The organism is Segniliparus rugosus ATCC BAA-974 (assembly GCF_000185725.2).
In the GTDB taxonomy this organism is placed as follows: Bacteria; Actinomycetota; Actinomycetes; order Mycobacteriales; family Mycobacteriaceae; genus Segniliparus; species Segniliparus rugosus.
Genome location: NZ_KI391954.1, coordinates 269548 through 289355 on the forward strand (window position 1 = coordinate 269548; position 19808 = coordinate 289355).

General features: G+C 68.0%; 19 protein-coding genes and 1 pseudogene. 11 read left to right on the plus strand and 9 right to left on the minus strand.

Annotated features, from left to right (window positions below; all coding sequences use genetic code 11):
• The first annotated feature begins 54 nt into the window (after positions 1 to 54).
• From HMPREF9336_RS11215 to HMPREF9336_RS18480, 4 genes are all read left to right on the plus strand, one after another.
• Complete coding sequence (locus HMPREF9336_RS11215; protein ID WP_007467069.1) at positions 55 to 900, plus strand: aldo/keto reductase; 846 nt, start codon at positions 55 to 57, stop codon at positions 898 to 900.
• Between the two features lie 90 nt (positions 901 to 990).
• A complete protein-coding gene (locus tag HMPREF9336_RS11220) occupies positions 991 to 1518 on the plus strand; it encodes a peptidylprolyl isomerase (protein WP_007467070.1) in 528 nt (175 codons plus the stop codon).
• Positions 1519 to 1591: 73 nt separating this feature from the next.
• Positions 1592 to 2482: an alpha/beta fold hydrolase gene (locus tag HMPREF9336_RS11225; RefSeq protein ID WP_007467071.1), complete on the plus strand. Its 891-nt coding sequence runs from the start codon at positions 1592 to 1594 to the stop codon at positions 2480 to 2482.
• Positions 2483 to 2528: 46 nt separating this feature from the next.
• Positions 2529 to 2795, plus strand: a complete 267-nt coding sequence (locus HMPREF9336_RS18480) for a hypothetical protein (RefSeq protein ID WP_007467072.1) — start codon at positions 2529 to 2531, stop codon at positions 2793 to 2795.
• 30 nt (positions 2796 to 2825) lie between these two features.
• Here HMPREF9336_RS18480 and HMPREF9336_RS11230 read toward each other — a convergent pair whose 3' ends face one another.
• The 3 genes from HMPREF9336_RS11230 to HMPREF9336_RS11240 form a co-directional block, all read right to left on the minus strand.
• Positions 2826 to 4784: a vWA domain-containing protein gene (locus tag HMPREF9336_RS11230; RefSeq protein WP_007467074.1), complete on the minus strand. Its 1959-nt coding sequence runs from the start codon at positions 4782 to 4784 to the stop codon at positions 2826 to 2828.
• A gap of 24 nt (positions 4785 to 4808) precedes the next feature.
• Entirely contained in the window at positions 4809 to 6194 is a 1386-nt protein-coding gene (locus tag HMPREF9336_RS11235) for a sigma 54-interacting transcriptional regulator (protein WP_007467076.1), read from the minus strand.
• A 73-nt stretch (positions 6195 to 6267) separates the two neighbouring features.
• Positions 6268 to 6813 carry a carboxymuconolactone decarboxylase family protein gene (locus tag HMPREF9336_RS11240; RefSeq protein ID WP_007467078.1) on the minus strand — a complete coding sequence of 182 codons (546 nt, stop codon included), beginning with the start codon at positions 6811 to 6813 and terminating at the stop codon, positions 6268 to 6270.
• A gap of 117 nt (positions 6814 to 6930) precedes the next feature.
• Between HMPREF9336_RS11240 and HMPREF9336_RS11245 the strand changes: the two genes are divergently transcribed.
• The 4 genes from HMPREF9336_RS11245 to rsmI all read left to right on the plus strand — a co-directional run bounded on the left by HMPREF9336_RS11245 (position 6931) and on the right by rsmI (position 9990).
• On the plus strand, positions 6931 to 7323 hold the full coding sequence (locus tag HMPREF9336_RS11245) for a hypothetical protein (protein ID WP_021030535.1): 393 nt from the start codon (positions 6931 to 6933) through the stop codon (positions 7321 to 7323).
• 184 nt (positions 7324 to 7507) lie between these two features.
• Positions 7508 to 7786: an FmdB family zinc ribbon protein gene (locus HMPREF9336_RS18485; protein ID WP_156920400.1), complete on the plus strand. Its 279-nt coding sequence runs from the start codon at positions 7508 to 7510 to the stop codon at positions 7784 to 7786.
• A gap of 12 nt (positions 7787 to 7798) precedes the next feature.
• Positions 7799 to 9046, plus strand: coding sequence for a formamidase (gene fmdA, locus HMPREF9336_RS11250; protein WP_007467084.1), 1248 nt, complete (start codon positions 7799 to 7801; stop codon positions 9044 to 9046).
• Positions 9047 to 9111: 65 nt separating this feature from the next.
• A complete protein-coding gene (gene rsmI, locus HMPREF9336_RS11255; protein WP_007467086.1) occupies positions 9112 to 9990 on the plus strand; it encodes a 16S rRNA (cytidine(1402)-2'-O)-methyltransferase in 879 nt (292 codons plus the stop codon).
• On the opposite strand, the gene HMPREF9336_RS11260 is transcribed toward rsmI, so the two are convergent.
• The 5 genes from HMPREF9336_RS11260 to metG form a co-directional block, all read right to left on the minus strand.
• The gene (locus tag HMPREF9336_RS11260; protein WP_021030536.1) at positions 9948 to 11231 is read right to left on the minus strand and encodes an aminodeoxychorismate synthase component I; all 1284 of its coding nucleotides are present in this window, start codon (positions 11229 to 11231) and stop codon (positions 9948 to 9950) included. The genes rsmI and HMPREF9336_RS11260 overlap by 43 nt on opposite strands.
• Positions 11232 to 11252: 21 nt before the next feature.
• Positions 11253 to 12044 (minus strand): hypothetical protein, encoded by a 792-nt coding sequence (locus HMPREF9336_RS11265; RefSeq protein ID WP_156920401.1) that lies wholly within the window; start codon positions 12042 to 12044, stop codon positions 11253 to 11255.
• Positions 12045 to 12049: 5 nt separating this feature from the next.
• Complete coding sequence (locus tag HMPREF9336_RS11270) at positions 12050 to 12829, minus strand: hypothetical protein (RefSeq protein WP_007467091.1); 780 nt, start codon at positions 12827 to 12829, stop codon at positions 12050 to 12052.
• 177 nt (positions 12830 to 13006) lie between these two features.
• A complete protein-coding gene (locus tag HMPREF9336_RS11275) occupies positions 13007 to 13735 on the minus strand; it encodes a hypothetical protein (RefSeq protein WP_007467093.1) in 729 nt (242 codons plus the stop codon).
• Entirely contained in the window at positions 13732 to 15276 is a 1545-nt protein-coding gene (metG, locus tag HMPREF9336_RS11280; protein WP_007467095.1) for a methionine--tRNA ligase, read from the minus strand. Before metG ends, HMPREF9336_RS11275 begins: the two co-directional genes overlap by 4 nt.
• Positions 15277 to 15329: 53 nt before the next feature.
• On the opposite strand from metG, the gene HMPREF9336_RS11285 reads away from it, so the two are divergent.
• The 3 genes from HMPREF9336_RS11285 to rsmA all read left to right on the plus strand — a co-directional run bounded on the left by HMPREF9336_RS11285 (position 15330) and on the right by rsmA (position 18428).
• A complete protein-coding gene (locus HMPREF9336_RS11285) occupies positions 15330 to 16190 on the plus strand; it encodes a TatD family hydrolase (RefSeq protein ID WP_007467097.1) in 861 nt (286 codons plus the stop codon).
• Between the two features lie 184 nt (positions 16191 to 16374).
• On the plus strand, positions 16375 to 17574 hold the full coding sequence (locus HMPREF9336_RS11290) for a resuscitation-promoting factor (protein ID WP_007467099.1): 1200 nt from the start codon (positions 16375 to 16377) through the stop codon (positions 17572 to 17574).
• Positions 17538 to 18428 (plus strand): 16S rRNA (adenine(1518)-N(6)/adenine(1519)-N(6))-dimethyltransferase RsmA, encoded by an 891-nt coding sequence (gene rsmA / locus HMPREF9336_RS11295; RefSeq protein WP_007467101.1) that lies wholly within the window; start codon positions 17538 to 17540, stop codon positions 18426 to 18428. Before HMPREF9336_RS11290 ends, rsmA begins: the two co-directional genes overlap by 37 nt.
• Positions 18429 to 18494: 66 nt before the next feature.
• Here the strand turns inward: rsmA and HMPREF9336_RS11300 are convergent.
• Positions 18495 to 19747: pseudogene (locus HMPREF9336_RS11300) on the minus strand (HNH endonuclease signature motif containing protein).
• Positions 19748 to 19808 lie beyond the last annotated feature (61 nt).

Genomic DNA, 19808 nt, shown 5'->3' on the forward strand with positions numbered 1-19808 from the left:
AATCTGGCTGCGCGGGACGCGCCGCGCTTTCGGAAATTTCGCTAGGCTGGCTAAGTGACTGTTCCAGTTCTTACTCTCAACGACGGCAAAACCATCCCCCAGCTCGGCTTCGGCGTGTGGCAGGTCCCCGACGACGTGGCCGAGCCCGCCGTGGCCAAAGCCCTTGAAGTCGGGTACCGGCATATCGACACCGCCGCCGTGTACCTCAACGAGCGCGGCACCGGAAGGGCTCTCGCGAAATCGGGAGTGCCGCGCGAGGAGCTGTACGTCACGACGAAGCTGTGGAACGCGGACCAGGGCTACGACAGCACCCTCAAGGCGCTGGACGCGAGCCTCGAACGCCTCGGCCTGGACTATGTCGACCTGTACCTGATCCACTGGCCGCTGGCGAAGAAGGGCTTGTTCGTCGACACCTTCCGCGCGTTCCAGAAGGCCAAAGAGGACGGTAAGGTCCGCTCCATCGGCGTGTCCAACTTCCAGGAGCCGCAGCTGCGCCAGGTCGTCGAGGAGACCGGAGAGACGCCGGTCCTCAACCAGGTGGAGCTGCATCCGCATTACGTCCAGGCCGCGCTGCGCGAGGTCCACAAGAAGCTCGGGGTCGCGACCGAGGCGTGGAGCCCGCTCGGCAAGATCCGGGTCGGCGAGGAGCTCGACCCTGCGATCAAGCAGATCGCCGAATCCGTCGGCAAGTCCCCGGTCCAGGTGATCCTGCGCTGGCACTTGCAGCTGGGCAACATCGTCATCCCGAAGTCGCAGACGCCCGAGCGCATCGCGGCGAACTTCGAGGTTTTCGACTTCGAGCTCACCCCGGAGCAAGTGGCGCGGATCAGCGGCTTGCCGGAGGAGCCGAAGCTGGGCCCGGAGCCTGACGAGTTCGACTTCGACGGCTGGCCAGCCTGACCGCCCAGACGGCGATCTCCTTCGCTCAGCGGCCCGGCAGGGGACACCCCTGCCGGGCCGCTCTTATTCCCGGCGTGATTGGATGAAGAGATGAGCATTGCAACCCAGACCGCGACTCTGCACACCAACCGCGGCGACATCGTCGTCGAGCTCTTCGGCAACCACGCCCCGAAGACGGTGGCGAACTTCGTCGGCCTTGCCTCCGGCGAGAAGGAGTACACCGAAGAGAACGCCTCCGGCGAGCTGGAGGGCCCGTTCTACGACGGCTCCGTCTTCCACCGGGTGATCGACGGCTTCATGATCCAGGGCGGCGACCCCACCGGCACCGGCAGGGGCGGCCCCGGCTACCGCTTCGAGGACGAGTTCCACCCGGACCTCAAGTTCGACAAGCCGTACCTTTTGGCCATGGCGAACGCGGGCCCCGGCACGAACGGCTCGCAGTTCTTCATCACCGTCGACGCGACCCCGCACCTGAACCGTCGGCACACGATCTTCGGCGAGGTGGTCGACGAGGCGTCCAAGAAGGTGGTGGACGCGATCGCGACCACCGCGACGGACCGCAACGACCGTCCGGTCGACGCGGTCATGATCGAGCGGGTGACCGTCCAAGAGGCCTGATCGCGCCACTGCGAGGAACAGCAAGACGGGAGCCGAGTGTCCTAGGACACTCGGCTCCCGTATTCTTGCCCGTATGAGCGTTCCGACGTTGTACTTCACATTCCAGGGCGACCGGCTCGCTTACACCCGGCAGGGCTCGGGGTCTCCGGTGCTCTTCTTCTCCAATATGGGCTCCACGAAAGAGTCATGGGTCCAACAAGCCGAGGCGTTGCGCGACAAACACGAGGTGATCTCGCTCGACCATATCGGGCTTGGCGAGTCGGACATCCCGAGCTCCAGCTACTCCGTGGAGAAATACGCGGCGATGCTGTCGGCGTTCATCGACCATCTCGGCTTCGACCGGATCTCCGTCGTGGGGAACTGCATGGGGAGCGCGATGATGCTGCTCCTCGCCGATCGGAGGCCGGAGAAATTCGACAGAATGGTCATCATCAACCCGGCGAGCGCGCAGACGCTCGGCAGGGGAGCCGTCGGCAGGCTCTCGCGTGTGCTCGCGATATTCCCCCGCCCGATAATCTGGCTGTCGCGCTTGTTCTGGGTTCCGAAGCTGTTCGGCAGGTTCGTGGTCGCGCTGCAGTACGCGCCGCGCGGGTGGTGGCGGGGGCTGGTCCAGCAACCCCCCGGAGCGGAAGCCATCGCGGCCACCTGGAACACGCGGGGCAGGGCTGGCGCGATGATGGAGATCCTCTCCGACCCCGTGCAGCTCGGCCTGGTGGACCGGATCGAGCCGGGCCCGGACTTTCCGCCGTGCATGGTGGTGTGGGGCGAGTCAAACCATGTGCTCTCGGCGAAGGCCGGACGCGAGCTCAACCGCACGCTGCGCCCGGAGCGGGAGGTGTTCCTGCCGGGACGCGGCCACCTGCCTATGATGGAGAGCCCCGAGGAGGTCACCGCGCTGATCGACAGTTTCCTCAGCGCGCCCCGGTCGGAGCGGGCCGGGCGGTCGGTCTCCGCCGAGGCGTGAGGCCGGGCCGTCCTTAGCGCTCAGGCCCTGTTGTTACAGTGATGCTATGAGCGTATGGGGGCGAGGTCTCGATGATCGCGGCGCAGAGGAAGGCTCCGAGGTCGTCGAAGGGGACTACAAGCGTTTCGCCGACGGTTGGACCGGTGGAATCGGAACGGGAGGAGCGGGACAGTCTTCCCCGCCGAAGCTCCCGCCTCCCCAAGGAGGCTTGCCATCGCTTGTGATCGCAGAGGACCCGCTGGCGGAGGAGACGGCGTTCGACAGCGAGAAAGGCCGCGTGACGGTGCATTTCTCGGCTCCGACTCAGCAGTGAGCGGGAGGTTCGTCTTGCGCTGCGGCCTGGTCAGCGCTTGCGCTTCGCCTTGAGGTAATCGCCGACGACGGCGGCTCCCAGCCCGTCGGTGGTGGTGGCCACGACGCGTCCGCCGACTCGGCGGGCAACCTGGTCGAGGAAGTGCGCGAGGCCGGGATCGTCGCCGAGGCGGACGATGGTGCTCTGCGCGCCGAGCCTCGCCACTTGGTCGAACGCGTCCAGCGTGAGGCGCAGGGTCTCTCGACTGGTGGGGTAGTGGAAGACCGACTCCCCGTCCCGCTCGTCCAGATGCGCGGTCGGCTCGCCGTCGGTCACGACGAGCACCACCGGCTGCGCGTTCGGATGCCGACGCAAGTGCTTGAGCGCGAGCAGCAGCCCGTGGTGCAGGTTCGTGCCTTGCTGGTACACGCCGTCGAGCGCGGCGAGTTCGGCCGAGGTGAGCACCTGGGCGGTGCGCCCGAAACCGATGATCTGCAGGTCGTCGGAGCGAAAGCGCGTCGAGACGAGATGGTTCAGCGCGAGCGCGGTGCGCTTCATCGGCAGCCAGCGGTCCTCGACCACCATGGAGAACGACGTGTCCACCAGCAAGGCGACGGCGGCCTGCTGGCGCGCCTCGGTCTCCTGGATTTCGACGTCGTCCACATGCAGCCGGATCGGGGGCGCGGCGGAGCCCTCCGAGACCGATCGGAGCACGGCGTTGGTGACGGTCTTCGAGATGTCCCACGGCTCAAGGTCGCCGAACTGCCAGGGGCGGGACTGCCCGGTGGGCTCCCCGGCGGCCCCGGCCCGCCGGGTCTCCCTCGCCCCGGCGCGGGCGCCGAGTTCGCCGACCAGATCGCGGAACGCGGCCTGGCCGAGCTGGCGCATCGCCTTGGGGGAGAGCCGCCACTGCCCGTCCGCGCCCCGGTCTAAGAAGCCCTGCTCGAGCATGGCCCGCTCCAGCTCGGACAGTTGGCGCAGATCCTCCACCGCGTCCTCGCCGAGCTGGCGTCCGAGCGCGTCGAGGTCGACATCGTCCACCCTGGCCCCGTCGTAGCCCTGGGAGAGCGCGTCGGTGAGCTGCTCAAGCTCCGCCACGTCCGCCATCGCACGGGCTCCGTCGCCGAGGCCGAGCGGGGTGTCGCCGTCGAAATCCTCGCCGCCATGCCAATCCTCGCCGGGCCGGGCGTTTTCCAGGTGCCGGTTGAGCTGGTCGAGCGCGTTCCCGAGTTCGGGCGTGCCGAAAGCCTGCTGGGCCAGCGCGTCGAGCTCGGCGCGCTGTTCGGGGGAGAGGCTGTTGCGCAGCCGCCGGGCGGCTGCGGCCCGTTTCGCGAGGACGTCGATGAGTTCTTCGATGTTGCGGGGGCTTTCGGGGAACAGCCTGCCGTGTTCCGCCATGAACGAATGGAAGTCGTCGGAGACGTCCTGGCCCCGCGCGTGCTTGTCGAGCAGCGCGTTGAGGTCGGCGAGCATGCGCCGCACGTGGTCGCGGACCTCGGGGTCGTCCGCCTCCTGCAACCACTGCTTCATGCCGTCGAAGTATTGGTCGAGCATCTCCTGGCCGAGCAGCTGGCCGATCTTCTGATAGGCCTGTTGCGCCTTTTGGCTGCGCCAGCGGTAGCTCTTCAACTGCTGGACGGCCTTGGCGGGGGAGGAGTCGAGCGCCATCAGCTCCATTTCCTGGAAGCGCGCCGCGTCGTCCAGCGCCCGCGCCAGCTCCTTGCGCTCCTCCAGGATCGCTTCGTCCAAAAGGTCTTTGACCTCTTGGAGCGTGCCGCCGAGGTTGTGCTTGGCGAGCAGCTCGCGTCTGCGCCGATGCGCCCCGGCGGCGAGGTCGTCGAGCCCCTTGCGCCCGCGCAGCCCTCTGCGCATCAGCTCGGAGAGCGCTCGGCGCGGCGAGGAGCCCGCCATGACCTGGTCGCCGACCTGGGCCAACGCCTCACGAAGGTCCACCGGAGGGGCGAGCGGGTCGGGCCCTCCGGTGTAGCGGCCATACCTCGAATTACCCATACAGCCTCGCGTTACTCATGCTGCCTAGCCATAGACGGAAGTCTTCGCGTCGGAGACTTTGTCGAGCCTGCGCGCCAGGTAGAGCGCTTCGAGGGCGAGTTCCACCGCGCTGGCCCGCTCGCCGGTGCTCGACGCGCCGAGCTGGCGGGCGATCACGTCGGTCACTGCGAGGTTCTCCACGGAGGCGAGGACGTCCTTCGCCGGGATCAGCTCCCCGGTGGTCACCGTCTGCCCGTTCTCCACGGCGGTCAACAGCGGCCCGACGTCGGCCCCGCCGAGCGCCCTGCGCGCGATGTCGGCGGTCGCCCTGCGCAGCAGGTGGCCGAGGACTTCCTGCTCGCGGCCCTCTTCGCCGGATTCGAACTCGATCTTGCCGCGCAGCACGTCGACGACGACCCCGAGGTCAACGACGCGGGCCACGGCCTCCTCCTCGCCGGTGAGGGTCGCCCGGCGCAGCGCGGAGGCGGCCACGGTCTCGGCCGCGGCGATGGAGAACCGGGCGGAGACTCCGGAGCGCTGGTCGACGGAGCTAGACTCGCGCAGGAGCTGGGTGAACCGGGCGACGATCTCTGCCAAGTACCTGGGCACGCTCGCGGCGAGGCCGGCCTCCTGCTCGATCACCGCCACCTCCGCGTCCAGATCGGACGGGTAGTGGGTGCGGATCTCGGCCCCGAACCGGTCCTTGAGCGGCGTGATGATCCGCCCTCGGTTCGTGTAGTCCTCCGGGTTCGCCGAGGCGACCATGAGCACGTCCAACGGCAGGCGCAACGTGTGGCCGCGCACTTGGATGTCGCGCTCCTCCATGACGTTGAGCATGGCGACCTGGATCCGTTCGGCGAGGTCGGGCAGCTCGTTGATCGCGACGATCCCCCGGTGCGCGCGGGGGATCAGGCCGTACGCGATGGTGTCGGGGTCGCCGAGGCTGCGGCCCTCGGCGATTTTCACCGGGTCGATGTCGCCGATCAGATCGCCCACGGAGGTGTCCGGGGTCGCGAGCTTCTCGGTGTAGCGCTCGGAGCGGTGCTTCCAAGCGACGGGCAGCTGGTCGCCGTGCTCCTTGGCGCGGCGGATCGACGCGGGCGTGATCGGCCGGTAGGGGTGCTCGCCCAGCTCGGAGCCCGCGATGACCGGGGTCCACTCGTCGAGCAGGTTCGCCAGCGAGCGCAAGAGCCGCGTCTTGCCCTGGCCGCGCTCGCCGAGCAGGACGAAGTCGTGGTGCGCGAGCAGCGCGCGCTCAAGCTGGGGCAGGACGGTGTCTTCCAAGCCGAAAAGGCCCGACCACGGGCTGCGCCCTTCGGCCAAAGCCGCCAGAAGGTTCTCCGCGATCTCTTGTTTGACCGACCGCTCCCGGTGCCCCGAGGCTCGGAGTTCCCCCAGGGTCGCGGGCTTGGTGTGCTCCTCAACTGTCACCTGACCAGCCTACCGCCCGCAGCCCGCCCGCGCAGTATGCCAGCGGCGTATCCCGCTTCGGCGCGGCCGCGCGCTAGTGGTACTCGGTTTGGATGCCCACGATGTCGATCGTCGTCGCGAGCGAGTCGTAGGCCCCGGTGAGCATCAGGATCTCGATGATCTGCGCTTCGGTGAAGTGCTTGGCGAGTTCGGCCCAGTCCGCGTCGCCGATCGCTTTGTCCTTCACGAAGCCGTCGACCGCGGTGAGCAATGCTTTCTCCTTCGCGGACCAGCCTGGAGCCGAGGGGCCCTCGGCGACTCGCGCGCGCTCCTCGTCGGTGACGCCGGCCCGTGCGCTCATCCGGATGTGGTGGTTCAGCTCGTAGGCCGAGCCGCGCAGATTCGCCACGCGCAGGATCACCAGCTCCACATTCCGGAGCCGGATGCTCGAAAGGCCTTGGAAGTACCCCGTGTAGCCGATGAAGAACGGGAAAAGGCGGATGTTGCGACCGAGGGTCGAGATGACGCGGAACTGGGAGATCCGCAAGCGGCGCCGTCCCGCTTGGTCGATGACCCAGGCGAGCGGGCCGATTTTCCAGAATCCGCCTGGCGCGATACGCGGTTGGGCTGTCGTGGCCAAAGCCGTCTCCTCATCCGTATAACAATGTATTGAACAGGGCCAGCCTACACGCGCATAGCTGCGAGAATGCGCCGCGTACACCGCAAAGACTCCCCAACATTGATGTATGGTTTAACCATGAGCCCAACAGCCGAGCCTCCACCAAGTCCTCTGGCACTCGCTGTTGCGAATCAGATCCGCGCGGAGTTCCGAAGGCTCGGCAAGCCGGTCTCCGGTTTGTTCGGAGTGCTCGGCTCGCGCAACTATGTCGATCAGCGGCTGGGCAAGCATGTGCGCCGCGCGCTGACGGTCAGCGAGCTCGAACAGCTCTCCGACATCCTCGGCATGAGCCCGCTGGTGCTGCTGCGCCGCGCGATGGAGAACATGCCGTCCAATTCCCTCTCCGCGTTGCGCACCCCCGGCGTGCTCGTCGAACTCGGCCACAGCGGCTCGTCCGCCGAGGCCGAATGGGTGGCGCGCGAATACCCGACGCGGTACTCCAAGGGCGGCGAGGACGACGTGGAGGAGTAGCCAGGGGCTGCCCTCCGCTCCGCTCGCGGTGGTGTTTGCCGTGGAGTCCTCACCGATTGCCTGGAGCGGACTTGAGCGCCGACAGCAGTTTTCTGTGCGCTCGGCCATATGCTTCGCCGTCTTTTCACGAGGCAGAAACCATGCGGCAATCGCTCTGCGATCTTGGCCGACGAGGCTCGGTCTCGTGCCCGCTTACCGATTCCGCTGCGCGGAGTGCGGCGAGTTCGAGGAAACGATCCCGCTTGCTTCGGACAGCTCCGTCCGACCCTGCCCGAATTGCTCGGCCTGCGCCCGGAAAGTGTTCGCGCCGATAGCCCTGGGCAGGGGGAGTTCGGTCGGCATGAGGCTCGCCGACCGCACACGGGAAAGCGCGCACGCCCCCGCCGTGGTGTCCGGGCCGCCCGCGCGGCCCGTCCGCCGCGCGGGAGCCGATCCGAGAACCGCGAAACTCCCCAAGCCCTAGAGAGGCCGTGCCATGCCCGACGTCGTGTTCCCCCTCGACTCAACGAAATCCTTCACCGAGCAAGAGATCGTCGGGCATAACCGCTGGCACCCCGACATCCCGGCGGCGGTCTGGGTCAAACCCGGCGACTCGTTCCGTGTGCACTGCAGGGAGTGGTTCGACGGGGCGGTCCAGAACGACGACTCCGCCGAGGACATCAAGCACGCCCCGCTCAACGGCGTGCACGTGCTGTCCGGCCCGATCGGCGTGGAGGGCGCGGCGCCCGGCGATCTGCTGCTCGTGGACATCCTCGACGTCGGCCCGATCCCGCAGGAGGACTCCGGCCCCCTCGCAGGGCAGGGCTGGGGCTACACCGGGATCTTCCCGACCAGCAACGGCGGTGGCTTTCTCACCGAGCAGTTCCCCGACGCGTACAAGGCGGTCTGGGATTTCTCCGGGCAGACGGCGACGAGCAGGCACGTTCCGCATGTGAGCTTCACGGGGATCGTCCACCCAGGGCTCATGGGCACCGCGCCTTCGGCGGGCCTGTTGGCGAGGTGGAACGCCCGGGAGGGCGCTCTCATCGCGACCGATCCCGAGCGGACGCCGCCGCTCGCGCTGCCCCCGGAGCCGGAGAGCGCCATCCTCGGCTCGCTCGCTGGCGCGGCTTTCGACCGGGTCGCCGCCGAGGCCGCCCGGACCGCGCCGCCGAGGGAGAACGGGGGCAACCAGGACATCAAGAACCTGACCAAGGGCACGCGGGTGTTCTACCCGGTGTTCGTGGACGGCGCGAACCTTTCGGTCGGGGACTTGCATTTCTCGCAGGGCGACGGGGAGATCACGTTCTGCGGGGCGATCGAGATGGGCGGGTTCATCGACTTGCGGGTGGAGGTGATCAAGGACGGCATGGCGACGTACGGGGTGTCCGAGAACGCGATCTTCGTGCCGGGGAACACCGACCCGCAGTACTCGCAATGGCTCGCCTTCTCGGGCACTTCGGTGACCCTGGACGGGGAGCAGCGGTACTTGGACCCGTTCCTCGCCTACCAGCGGGCCTGCCTGCACGCCATCGACTACCTCACCGCGTTCGGCTACGCCCCGGAGCAGGCGTACATGATCTTGGGCGCGGCTCCGATCGAGGGCAGGCTCTCCGGGGTGGTCGACATCCCCAATGCGTGCGCGACGGTGTATTTGCCGACGGCGATCTTCGACTTCCCCGTGGTCCCGTCGGCGGCCGGGCCGGTCAAGATCGATCCGGGGATCGGAGTCCCGAGAGCGTAGGCACCGTAAGCTGGGGGGATGCTCGAGACCCCGTCGAAGTTTTTGGCTGCTGAGGAGATGTGTCGGTGAGAGAGGCTGGACTGCGCGGAACGCCAAAAATTTCGGCGGGAACCCTCGTCCTCGCCGCCACCCCGCTCGGCAACCCCTTGGACGCAAGCCAGCGGCTGAAAGACGCGCTCGCGTCCGCCGAGGTGGTCGCGGCAGAGGACACCAGGCGGGCGAAGGATTTGGCGCGGGCGCTCGGGGTCAGGATCGAGGGGCGGCTGGTGAGCTTCCACGACCACGCCGAGGAGCAGCGGACCGAGCAGCTCGTGGCCGAACTGCAGGACGGGCGGACGGTGCTCGTCATCAGCGACGCCGGGACCCCGCTGGTGAACGACCCTGGTTTCCGGCTGGTCCGCGCGACGGTCGCGGCGGATCTGCCGGTGACCTGTTTGCCAGGGCCTTCGGCGGTCACCACGGCGCTGGCGCTCTCGGGGCTGGCCACCGACCGGTTCTGCTTCGAGGGGTTCGCCCCGCGCAAGTCGCAGGCCAGACGCGCCTGGTTCGCCGAGCTGCGCGCCGAGCCGCGCACCTGCGTCTTCTTCGAGGCACCGCACCGGCTCTCGGAATGTCTCGCCGACGCGGTCGCCGAGCTTGGGGCCGGACGGCTCGCCGCCGTCTGCCGGGAACTCACCAAAACTTACGAGGAAGTGCGCCGGGGCACGCTCGAGGAACTCGTGGCATGGGCCGGGGACGGGGTCAGGGGCGAGATCACCGTGGTGCTCTCCGGGGCGGAAGCCGGTCGCGCGGACATGCCGGGCCTGGTGCGGAAGGTGGAGCAGTTCGTCGCGGCGGGGGCCCGGTTCAGCGACACGGTGTCGCTGATCGCCGCCGAGGCGGGCGTGCCAAAGCGCGAGCTTTACGCGGAGGCGGTGGCCGCGCGCAAAGCCGAGGCGGACTGACCGCTGGAGCTGGCGCTGACAGTGCTGGCGGCCTTGTCCAGACACTCCTGCCATTCCTGCTCGGGGTCGGAGTCCGAGGTGATGCCGCCGCCGACCCCGAGGCGCATCGACCCGTCCGGGGCGATCGACACTGTTCTGATCGCGACGTTGAGCTCCAGCCCCTGCGCGGGCGAGGACATCCCGACAGCGCCGCAGTACATGCCGCGACCGTCGGGCTCCCAGCCCGCGAGCAGCTCGCGGGCTCGCCGCTTCGGCGTGCCGGTGACCGACGCGGGCGGGAACGTCGCGGCGACCAGCTCGGCGTCGGTGACCGCCGGATCGAGTTCGGCCGCCACGCTGGAGACCAGGTGCCACACGCCGGGGGCCTCGCGCACCTCCAGGAGCTCGACGACTCGAACCGAGCCGGTGCGGGCGAGCTGGCCGAGGTCGTGGCGCACTAAATCCACAATCATCACGTTCTCCGCGACGTCCTTGGCCGACGAGCGCAGCAGCGCCGGGTCCAGCCGTCTCGGCAAGGTGCCTTTGATCGGGCTCTCCACCACGCTGGCGCCGTGCCTGCGCAGGTAGAGCTCGGGACTGAAGGAGGCGACAGCTCCCCACTCGCCCGCGAGGTACGCGGCTTTCGCGGGCGTCTGGGACTCGGCGACGGCGAGGAAGAAGTCAAGCGGATCGCCCCGCAGCTCTCCTTTGAAATACGTGGTCACGCACGCTTGGTAGACCTCGCCGTCGGCGATGGCCGCCAGGCATTCGCGCACCGCGCGGTCATGGGCGGCCCGGTCGGGCTCCGTCCACGCGCAGTCGAACGGCCGCGTTGCCCCGCCGGCCCGGACTGCCGCCGCCCGAAGCTGCGGCGGACACGGCTCGTCGGCCTGGGATTCGAACCACCAGCAGCCCGCCTGGTCCAGACGCAGCACACAGTCCGTGAACCCGCCGACTCGGACCGGCAGGCCGTCGTCCCCGGCCCGGTCCGGATAGGCGAGCGCGCCGATCCAACCGCCGCCAATCGCAGCGCCGGACTGGTCCTCGCGGCGGCGCTGTTGGTCCTCACGGGCGCCGGGCCCGAAGTCGGGCAGCGGCGCGTCGGGGGCGGCGGCCAGGCTCGGGGCGAGCACGGCGCGTGAGCCGAACCAATCCCCGATCAGCGCGGCGGGGGGAGCGGAGCCGGACCGCTCGGCGAGCTGGCGCAAGGCGCGCAGCGCCGAACCGGGGCTGACGCCCTCACCGAGGCATTCGACGCGCATGCAACAAGAGTGCCAGAAGGATTAGATCGCGTTGAGCTTGCCGGTGGCTTCTCTGATCAGCTTGACCAAGTCGTCTGTTTGGCCGGGGCCGCCAGTCGCCTCGATGGCGATGTCTCGGGTGATCGCGACAATCGCAAGGCGGGGGCCGGGGCTCGCGGGGGACTGAGTGGCTTCGAGCTCAAGCGCCCCGATGTCCGCGTCGACCCCGGTCACCAAGACGGGCTTGATCGTGAACGAGACGGAGCTGCTCGTCGGTGCTGCCCCGTCGGCTCCGCCAGCGGTCAGCGTGACCGATGGACAGGATTTCGCGAGGGCGCGCATGGCCGATGGGTTGAACATCGTTCCGAATTTGCGGACGGCGCGGAAATTCACGGTCGGGGACGAATAACTTCGGCCGAGACTCGCGTCCACAGAGAGCAGCGTCTCGCTGCCCGGCTCCGGATGGATCCTGCTGTGGACCGAGGCGAGATAGTCCTGCTGGCACGACGCGGGCGTCACAGCAGGAGGGGCTTGTTTGCTCTGCTGGGATTCGCGCTGGCCGCTCGGGCCGTGGAAGTCGACCGCCCAGCCGGGGAATGCGCTCTCGAATTCGGATTTCGAAGGCAGCGCCTGTAGCAGCCTCCCGACGTTCTCGGTTTCGAGCGAAGTTCTGCTGTGATCGCGCCCGTTGTTTTGACCGTGTTGGCCGTTTTGGCCGTGCTGGCCGCACGAGACCGCAGCTGCGAGCATGACGGTCACGGCGAGCGCGCTCGCGCCCTTGGCCATGCGTCTGCGCGGCGGAGCCGTTCGCCGGGGGTCGGGAGGTTCGGTCACAGCGATCACCCTAATGCGTTGAGCTTGTCCACCGTCTGCGCGACAAGCCGGACCAGCAGTGCCTTCTGGTCGTCGCCCGATTTGGACACGATCATCGAGCTCGCGGAGATCAGCAGGCCTTTCGTCGTCGCGTGGACGACCGCGAATCGGATCTGCGCGTCGTTCGCGCGGACGACCGTCGTGCGGCCGGCGGCTTCGCATTTGATCTCGCTCGTGTCGATGGGGGAGGAGGTGAAGTCGGTGCGCATCGTCTGCCCTTGCATGACCATCTGCGCGGTGACCTCTTTGCACGACCGCAAACTGTCTTGGACCCTTCGGGGGGCTCCCCAACCGTTCGCGCTCTTCGTGGCGAAGAACACGATGGAGCTCTGGTCGAATTCGCCCCTGTCGTCCGGGATCATGGCGATGGCGCTTGAGACGAACTCCCCTGGGATCGACGATCCGGGCGCGGAGACGAAACCTTCGGCGAACGCTTGGCACTCGTTCGGAACGACCGCGTTGATCGCGGTGTCGGCGTCGTTGAGCCCCGGCAGCGCCACGGGACGGGTGTCCTGTCGCTGCACGTGCCAGCCTGTCGGAAAGTCCGACTCGAGAGGCATCGCGCTCTTGAGCACGTCCGCCGCCGCGGACGGAGCCGGACGGTCGTTCCGGACGGGAGCGGCGTGCTCGGTGGCCCGTGCTCCGCAACCCGAGGCGAGCAAGGACACGCTGAGCGCCGCGAAGAGAGCGCCAGGGCCGACCGGCCCTGGCTTCCGGCGCTTCGCGGGGTGCGGTTGTGCGATCATCTCAGGTTCCTGCCTTGCCCTCGCTGTTGTCTTCGTCACGCAATTATCTACCTAATCCTGGTAAGGACGCTACAGTAACTTTGGCGGTTCGGCATCGGTCGGCAAAAGCCCAGTTCGCAGCATATGGCACGTATGCCATATATCGTATTTTTCTGGCGAAAGTCATGGGAATAACGCTCAGAGGGCGTCGATTTTGCTCACCGTCTGATTGATCAGCTTCACGAGGAGCGCCTTCGGATCGTCGTCGGGGTCCGAGCCGATTTGGTCGGTCGCCACGATCAGGACCTCGCGAGTCTGCGCGCTGACGACGGAGATGGAAGCCGTCTCGCCGCCCGCGCGGATCAGGGTGGTCCGTCCGGCCGCGTCCCCTTTGATCGCGCTTGCGTCGATCGGCGTGGAGGTGAAAGTCGCGGTGCTCGCTGTGCCGCTGAACGCGAGGTCCGCTGTGACTGCGGCGCAGTCCCGGAGATTGTCGCGAATCTTGGCCGGGTTCTCCCAGTTCCGGGCTTTCCGCACGGCGATGACGGTGACGGTTCTCGTCCCCGCTCCCGGCGTCTGCGCGGAGACGCTCGCGATGAACTCTCCGGGGATCGAGGATCCCGGAGCGGAGACGAAGCTTGCGACGAAGTCGAGGCACTGGCTGGGCGTGACCGAGCTGATCTGGGTGTTCGTCCCGCTGAACCCCGGAAGGACGGCGAGGGGGGTCGACTGCGTCTGCACCTTCCAGCCGTCTGGAAAGTCGGTTTTCGTCGGCATGGCGGCCCGCAGCCCGTCCAGCTGGGCGTCTCCCAGGCTGGTTTTGTCGTCCGGGCTGTCCGCCGGACGACGCGCTGGCGAGTCTGTTCCGCAGCCGCTCGCGGCCAGCGCGAGGGCGGCGGCCGCGACGAGGAGTCCGCGAGCCCTCATGCGTCTTCCTTGGGCAGGGCCAGCCGGGGGAACACGGCATGCGGCTCCGGGAGCGCGAGGCCCGGCGAGATCCGGGAGGCCAAGTCGGCGAACGACCGGGCGGCGGCTTCCTGCCCGAGCAGGTCGAGCAGCTTCTCCGTCGCCTGCGGCATCGCGGGCTGGAGCAGGATCGCCGCCTGCCTGACCACCTCTGCGGTCACGTAGAGCACGGAGCCCATCCGGTCAAGGTCTTCTTTGAGCGTCCAGGGCGCTTGGGCGGTGAAGTACCCGTTCGCCTGCGACACGAGGTCGAACACCGCCGCCAGCGCCAGGTCGGGCCGCTGCGCCTCGAAGTGCGGGCGGTATTCGGCGAGCAGCGCGTCCGCGCGGCCGAGCAGCGCCTCGTCCTCGGCGGAGAACGCGGCGGGCCGGGGCACGGCTCCGCCGAAGTTCTTCGCGATCATCGTGAGGCACCGCTGCGCGAGGTTGCCGAGCCCGTTGGACAGATCCGCGTTCGCGCGAGTCACGATCGCCTCGTCGCTGTACGAGCCGTCTTGGCCGTACGGGATCTCGCGCAGCGCGAAGAACCGCACCGCGTCCTGGCCGAACGTCTCGACGAGCCAGAACGGGTCGAGGCCGGTGCCAGCCGACTTGGACATCTTCTGGCCCTTGTTCAGCACGAAGCCGTGCCCGAACACCCGCTTGGGCGGCTCGAACCCGGCGGAGAGGAGGAACGCGGGCCAGTACACGGCGTGGAAGCGGGTGATGTCCTTCCCGATGATCTCCAAGTCCGCGGGCCAGAACTTCGCGACGTTCGCCGTGTCGTCGGGGAAGCCGATGGCCGTCAAGTAGTTCGTGAGGGCGTCCACCCACACGTACATGACGTGTCCGGGGGAGTCGGGGACCGGCACCCCCCAGTTGAAGCTCGACCGGGATATGGACAAATCCTTCAGGCCTTGCGACACGAAGCTCACGATCTCGTTGCGCCGGGATTCGGGGCCGATGAACTCGGGATGCTCCTGGTAGAGCTGGAGAAGGCGGTCCTGGTACGCCGAGAGCCGGAAGAAATAAGTCGACTCCTCGGTCCAGGCGACCGGCGTCCCGGTGGGTATGGCGATCCGGACTCCGTCCTCGCCGAGCTGGGTCTCCTCCTCGCCGTAGAACGCCTCGTCCCGCACGCTGTACCAGCCCGCGTAGCGCCCCTCGTACACGTCCCCGTTCGCGGACATCCGCCGCCAGAGCTCCTGGCTCGCCTTCGCGTGCGCGGGCTCGGTGGTGCGGATGAACCGGTCGTACGAGCTTCCCAGCGCGGCGTGCAGCTCGCGGAAACGCTCGGCCACCCGGTCGACGAAAGCCTGCGGGCTGACCCCTTCTTTCTCGGCGCTCTGCTGGACTTTCAGCCCGTACTCGTCCATGCCCATGCTGAAGAAGACTTCTTTGCCGTCCAATCGGGCGAATCGGGCGAGGGCGTCCGCCGAGATGAACTCGTACGCGTGCCCGAAGTGCGGCGTGCCGTTCGCGTACGTGATGGCGGTGGTGATGTAGTAAGGGGTCCGCGTCATGGTGCTCTAAGGGTAGCTGGCCCCGACAGGGAAGTTCCGGATAAGCTCGTTCGGTGGCAAAGTCCAAGTCCAAAGAGCCTCCGCCGCCGCCCGAGCCGGTCGGCGCGCTGGTCGACGCGCACACCCACCTCGACGCGTGCGGCGCGCGCGATGCCGAGTCGGTCGGCCGGGTCTTGGACCGCGCCGAGGCGGTCGGAGTCGGCCGCGTCGTGACGGTGGCGGACGGGCTGGACTCCGCCGAGTTCGCCGTGTCCGCGGCGCACTGGGACCCTCGGGTGTGGGCGGCGGTGGCCGTGCACCCCTCGCGGGCGAACGTCCTTGACGAAGCCGCCAAGACGAAGCTCGAAGCCCTCGCCCGCGATCCGAGGACCGTGGCCGTGGGGGAGACGGGCCTGGAGTGGTTCTGGATCGGCAGGCTCGAAGGCTGCGCGAGCAAAGCGGAGCAGTTCGAGGCTTTCCGCTGGCACATCGATCTGGCCAAGCGGGTCGGCAAGCCTCTCATGATCCACAACCGCGAGGCGGACGAGGACCTGCTCGCCGCGCTGGACGCGGAAGGGGCCCCCGAGGCCGTGATCATGCACTGCTTCTCCTCCGACGCGAAGATGGCGCGCGAATGCGTGGACCGGGGCTACGTGCTGTCCTTCTCGGGCACGGTGAGCTTCTCCAACGCGGCTTCGCTGCGTGAGGCGGCCCCGTTGGTCCCGGACGGGCAGCTGCTGGTGGAGACGGACGCCCCTTTCTTGACCCCGCACCCGTATCGCGGAGCCCCGAACGAGTCCTATTGCCTGCCGTACACCGTCGCCGCGCTCGCCGCGCTTCGCGGTGTCGAGCCCGCCCAGCTCGCCGAGACCAGCACCGCGACCGCGGAGCGGGTGTACGGCTTGGGCGCGGCGCGAACCCCGGCTGGCGTTTAAGAATTCTCAGAGAAAATCCTTCACGCTAGCGCGTTGACCAGTCACATGGGTCACACGCGCCCCGTGTGTCGCATTCTTTCGCTTGCCAACGTTCGCCGAGGCTCGTTATGCTGTCGTAATTATCGATGATCGCGAAGAAACAAGCACGCGGCGGAGCCTTTCAGGCGCGCCGCATGGGAGAACGATGACCGACGAGAACGATTCCAGCCGAACCGCCGCGAGCGATCAGGCTCAGCCCGGCGAGACCAAGCCCTCCCGGTCCTTGCGGGAGCGGCTGGCTCTGCGGGGCGCCGTCGGGGCGCTGCTCCTCGCCATCGGCGCGAGCGGCGCGTTCGTCCTCGCCAACCGTCACACCGTCACCATCGACGTCGACGGGTCCGCTCGGCAGTTCACCACCACGAAGGGCAATGTCGGCGAGGCGCTCGCCGAGGCGGGCTACAAGCTCAGGAACAGCGACAGGGTCAGCCCCGCGTTCGGCTCGCAGATCGTCGACGGGCAGCGGATCACGCTCGCCCGCGCCCGGATCCTGCGCGTGATCGCGCTCGGCCCGGACGGGAAGCCGGTGTCCGACCGCAATCTCGTCACCACGCAGAGCACCGTCACCGCCGCGCTCGCCGAGCACGATCTGACCACGACGGACGGCAGCGTCGGAGCCATCGGCGACGAGCAGATCCCGCTCGGCGGCCTCGTCGTCAAACTGCGCTCGCCCCGGACGATCACCGTGTCCGACGGCGGAGTCTCGCATCAGGTGCGCGTCGTCGGCGGCACGGTGCGCCAGGTGCTCGACAGCGCCGGCGTGCGCCTCGGAGCCCAAGACTTCGCCACCCCAGGGCTCGACGCGTCCATCGACGGGGTGCAGGCGCTCGCCGTCAACCGGGTCGAAGTGAAGACCGAGACGGTGACCGAGTCCTATCAGCCGGAAGACCAGCTGATCAAGGACGAGTCGAAGAACTTCAGCTGGTCGCAGCTCGACGATCCTGGCTCCGAAGGCTCCCAGCGCGTCACTTACTCCATCCGGTACGTCAACGGGCAAGCCGTGGAGCGCACGCCGCTGGGGCGCACTGTTCTCGAAGAGGGGCGCGCCAGGGTCATGGAAGTCGGCGCGAAGCCGGGCACGGAAGTGCCCCCGGTGCTCGACGGGGCTTCGTGGGACGCGTTGGCCTCATGCGAGTCCGGCGGCAACTGGCACATCAACTCGGGCAACGGCTTCTACGGCGGCGTGCAGTTCGACTTCGGCACCTGGATCGCCCACGGCGGCCAGAAATACGCGCCCCGCGCGGACCTCGCCACCCGAGAAGAGCAGATCGCCATCGCCCGCACCACCCAGCAGGCCCAAGGTTGGGGCGCGTGGCCGGTGTGTTCGATCAAAGCCGGCCTCCGCTGAGCGAGCCGCCTCCGGTTCAGTACCTCGGGATCGGGCACGTCCGTGCGCTTGCCGGACAGCTCGACGTGCGTCCGACGAAACGGCTCGGGCAGAACTTCGTCCACGATCCGGGGACGATTCGGCGCATCGTCGCGGCGGCGGGTTTGCGGCCTGAAGATTCGGTGTTGGAGATCGGACCAGGGCTCGGCTCGCTCACGCTCGGCTTGCTGGACGTCGCCCACGACGTGACCGCCGTGGAGGTGGACCCCAAGCTCGCCGAGGCGTTGCCGAGGACCATCGCGGAGCGGGCTCCGGGCAGGCAGTTCCGGCTTGTCGTGAAGGACGCGCTGCAACTGGACGCCGCCGACCTCCCGACAGCGCCGACCGCGTTGGTCGCGAACCTGCCCTACAACGTGGCCGTCCCGGTCTTTTTGCGCGCGCTGGCCGAATTCCCGAGCATCCGCAGAGCGCTGGTCATGGTGCAGTTGGAGGTCGGGCAGCGATTGGCGGCCAAGCCGGGCGCGCGAGAGGGGGGCGTCCCCACGCTGAAGACCGCCTTCTACGGCGAAGCCGAACTCACGAACAAGGTCTCGCCCGAGGTGTTCTGGCCGAGGCCCAATGTGGACTCGGCGCTGGTGCGCTTCACCCGGCGCGAGGACTCGCCGTGGCCGACCGACGAGCAGACCCGGCAAGCGGTGTTCCGCCTCATCGACGCCGCGTTCGCGAGCAGGCGCAAGACCCTCGGCGCGGTCCTCAAACCGTGGGCGGGTTCCCCCGAGGAGCTGCGTCGGCGGCTCGAAGCCGCAGGCGTGCCCGGTTCGGCCAGGGGCGAAGAGCTTGGCATCGAGCAGTTCGTGGCGCTCGCTCTGGCGTGATCAGCCTGACGTCGGGACGTGAGTTTGGCCGGTCCAGCGGACGCGATAGTGGCGGCAGGGTGTGTTTTAGCCGGGGTTGGTGGTGTAGTGCTGGCCGGTGGGGGATGTCCATGTGATGGTGCCGTCTGGGTTTTGTGTGTCTCGCCATTTGCCGTGGGTTTTTGCGCGGTGGTGGTGTCGGCAGAGTCGTTTTATGTTTTGGGGGACGGTTTGTCCGCCTGATGCTGGGTTGTGGTGGTTGAAGGGGTGCGTATGGTCGAGTTCTGTTCTCGCTCGGCGGTGGCAGCCGGGGAATCGACAGTGTTTGTCGCGGGCGTTGACGTGGGTTTCGACCGCCTGGGTCGGTTTGTACTGTTCGGGGTGGTGGTGAAGCGGATGGTTTTCGACGCTTTGGCCAATTTCTGTGCCAATTCGGGGTCGATGGGTGATCCGTCGAGCCAAGCGGGGAGGTCGGAGAGGTTGGCGAGGACGGCGAGGTCCACGACGAGTTCGACGGGTTTGGCCTGCGGCACAGGCCTTTGCGCCGCTTTGCAAGTGTCGCGTCCGCATTCGCAGCGGAGTTTGTCTTCCCCGTGCCCGACGAGGGCGGCGAGCGCGTCGCTCCGGCGGGTCCACATCGCTCTGGGGTCTCCAGGGCAGACGGTCCTGGCGACGGCGTCGAGCCGGTCTTTCACCATCGCGGCTTCCATGAGGGGCATGGCGCCCCAGATTTTCGCCATCCCGTCCCCGACCGGCTGGAAGAACAGGCCGCGTTCCGCGTGCGCCTTCTCGCGGCGCTCGCGGGTCCATTCGGAGTCCCAGCGGATGTATTGGGCTTCGATCAACCCTTGGATCTTGGACTGCGAGCACAAACGCCAACGCGGAGCCCGCTCCGCCAACCACGCGTCGAGCTTCTCCCGCCACCCCGCAGGGGCGGACTCCAACGACTTGCCCACCAAACGGGCGGTCTTCGCCGTGACCTCCCCGGCGGCGAGCCTCGCGCCGAGCTTGGGGTAGTGCTCGGTCATGTTCTCCGCGAACACCAGCATGCCCTTCGCCTCGCGAGAAGAGACACCGAGCGCCGGGGCCAGCTCCACCAACGCCGCCTCACGAGCCGAAAAGGTGAAGATCCCCTTCCCCAAGACCTTCTCCTCCACGGCCTTCCGCTGTGCCACGTCCTCCGCGACAGAGACGACGACCTCCGCCTTCAACGACAACAACACAGCCTCAGCGCGCTCGATCTCCGCGAGCGCCGCGAACCTCGCCTTCGGCCCCGCGCGCAACCCTTCCCGGAGGCTCCTGACTCTCTCCTCCGACACGATCCCCGCAGTCCCGCTCATACATTCGATTCTACCAGAAAGTGCCGCACGTCACAAGGGGAAATCGAGCGAAGGATAAGGA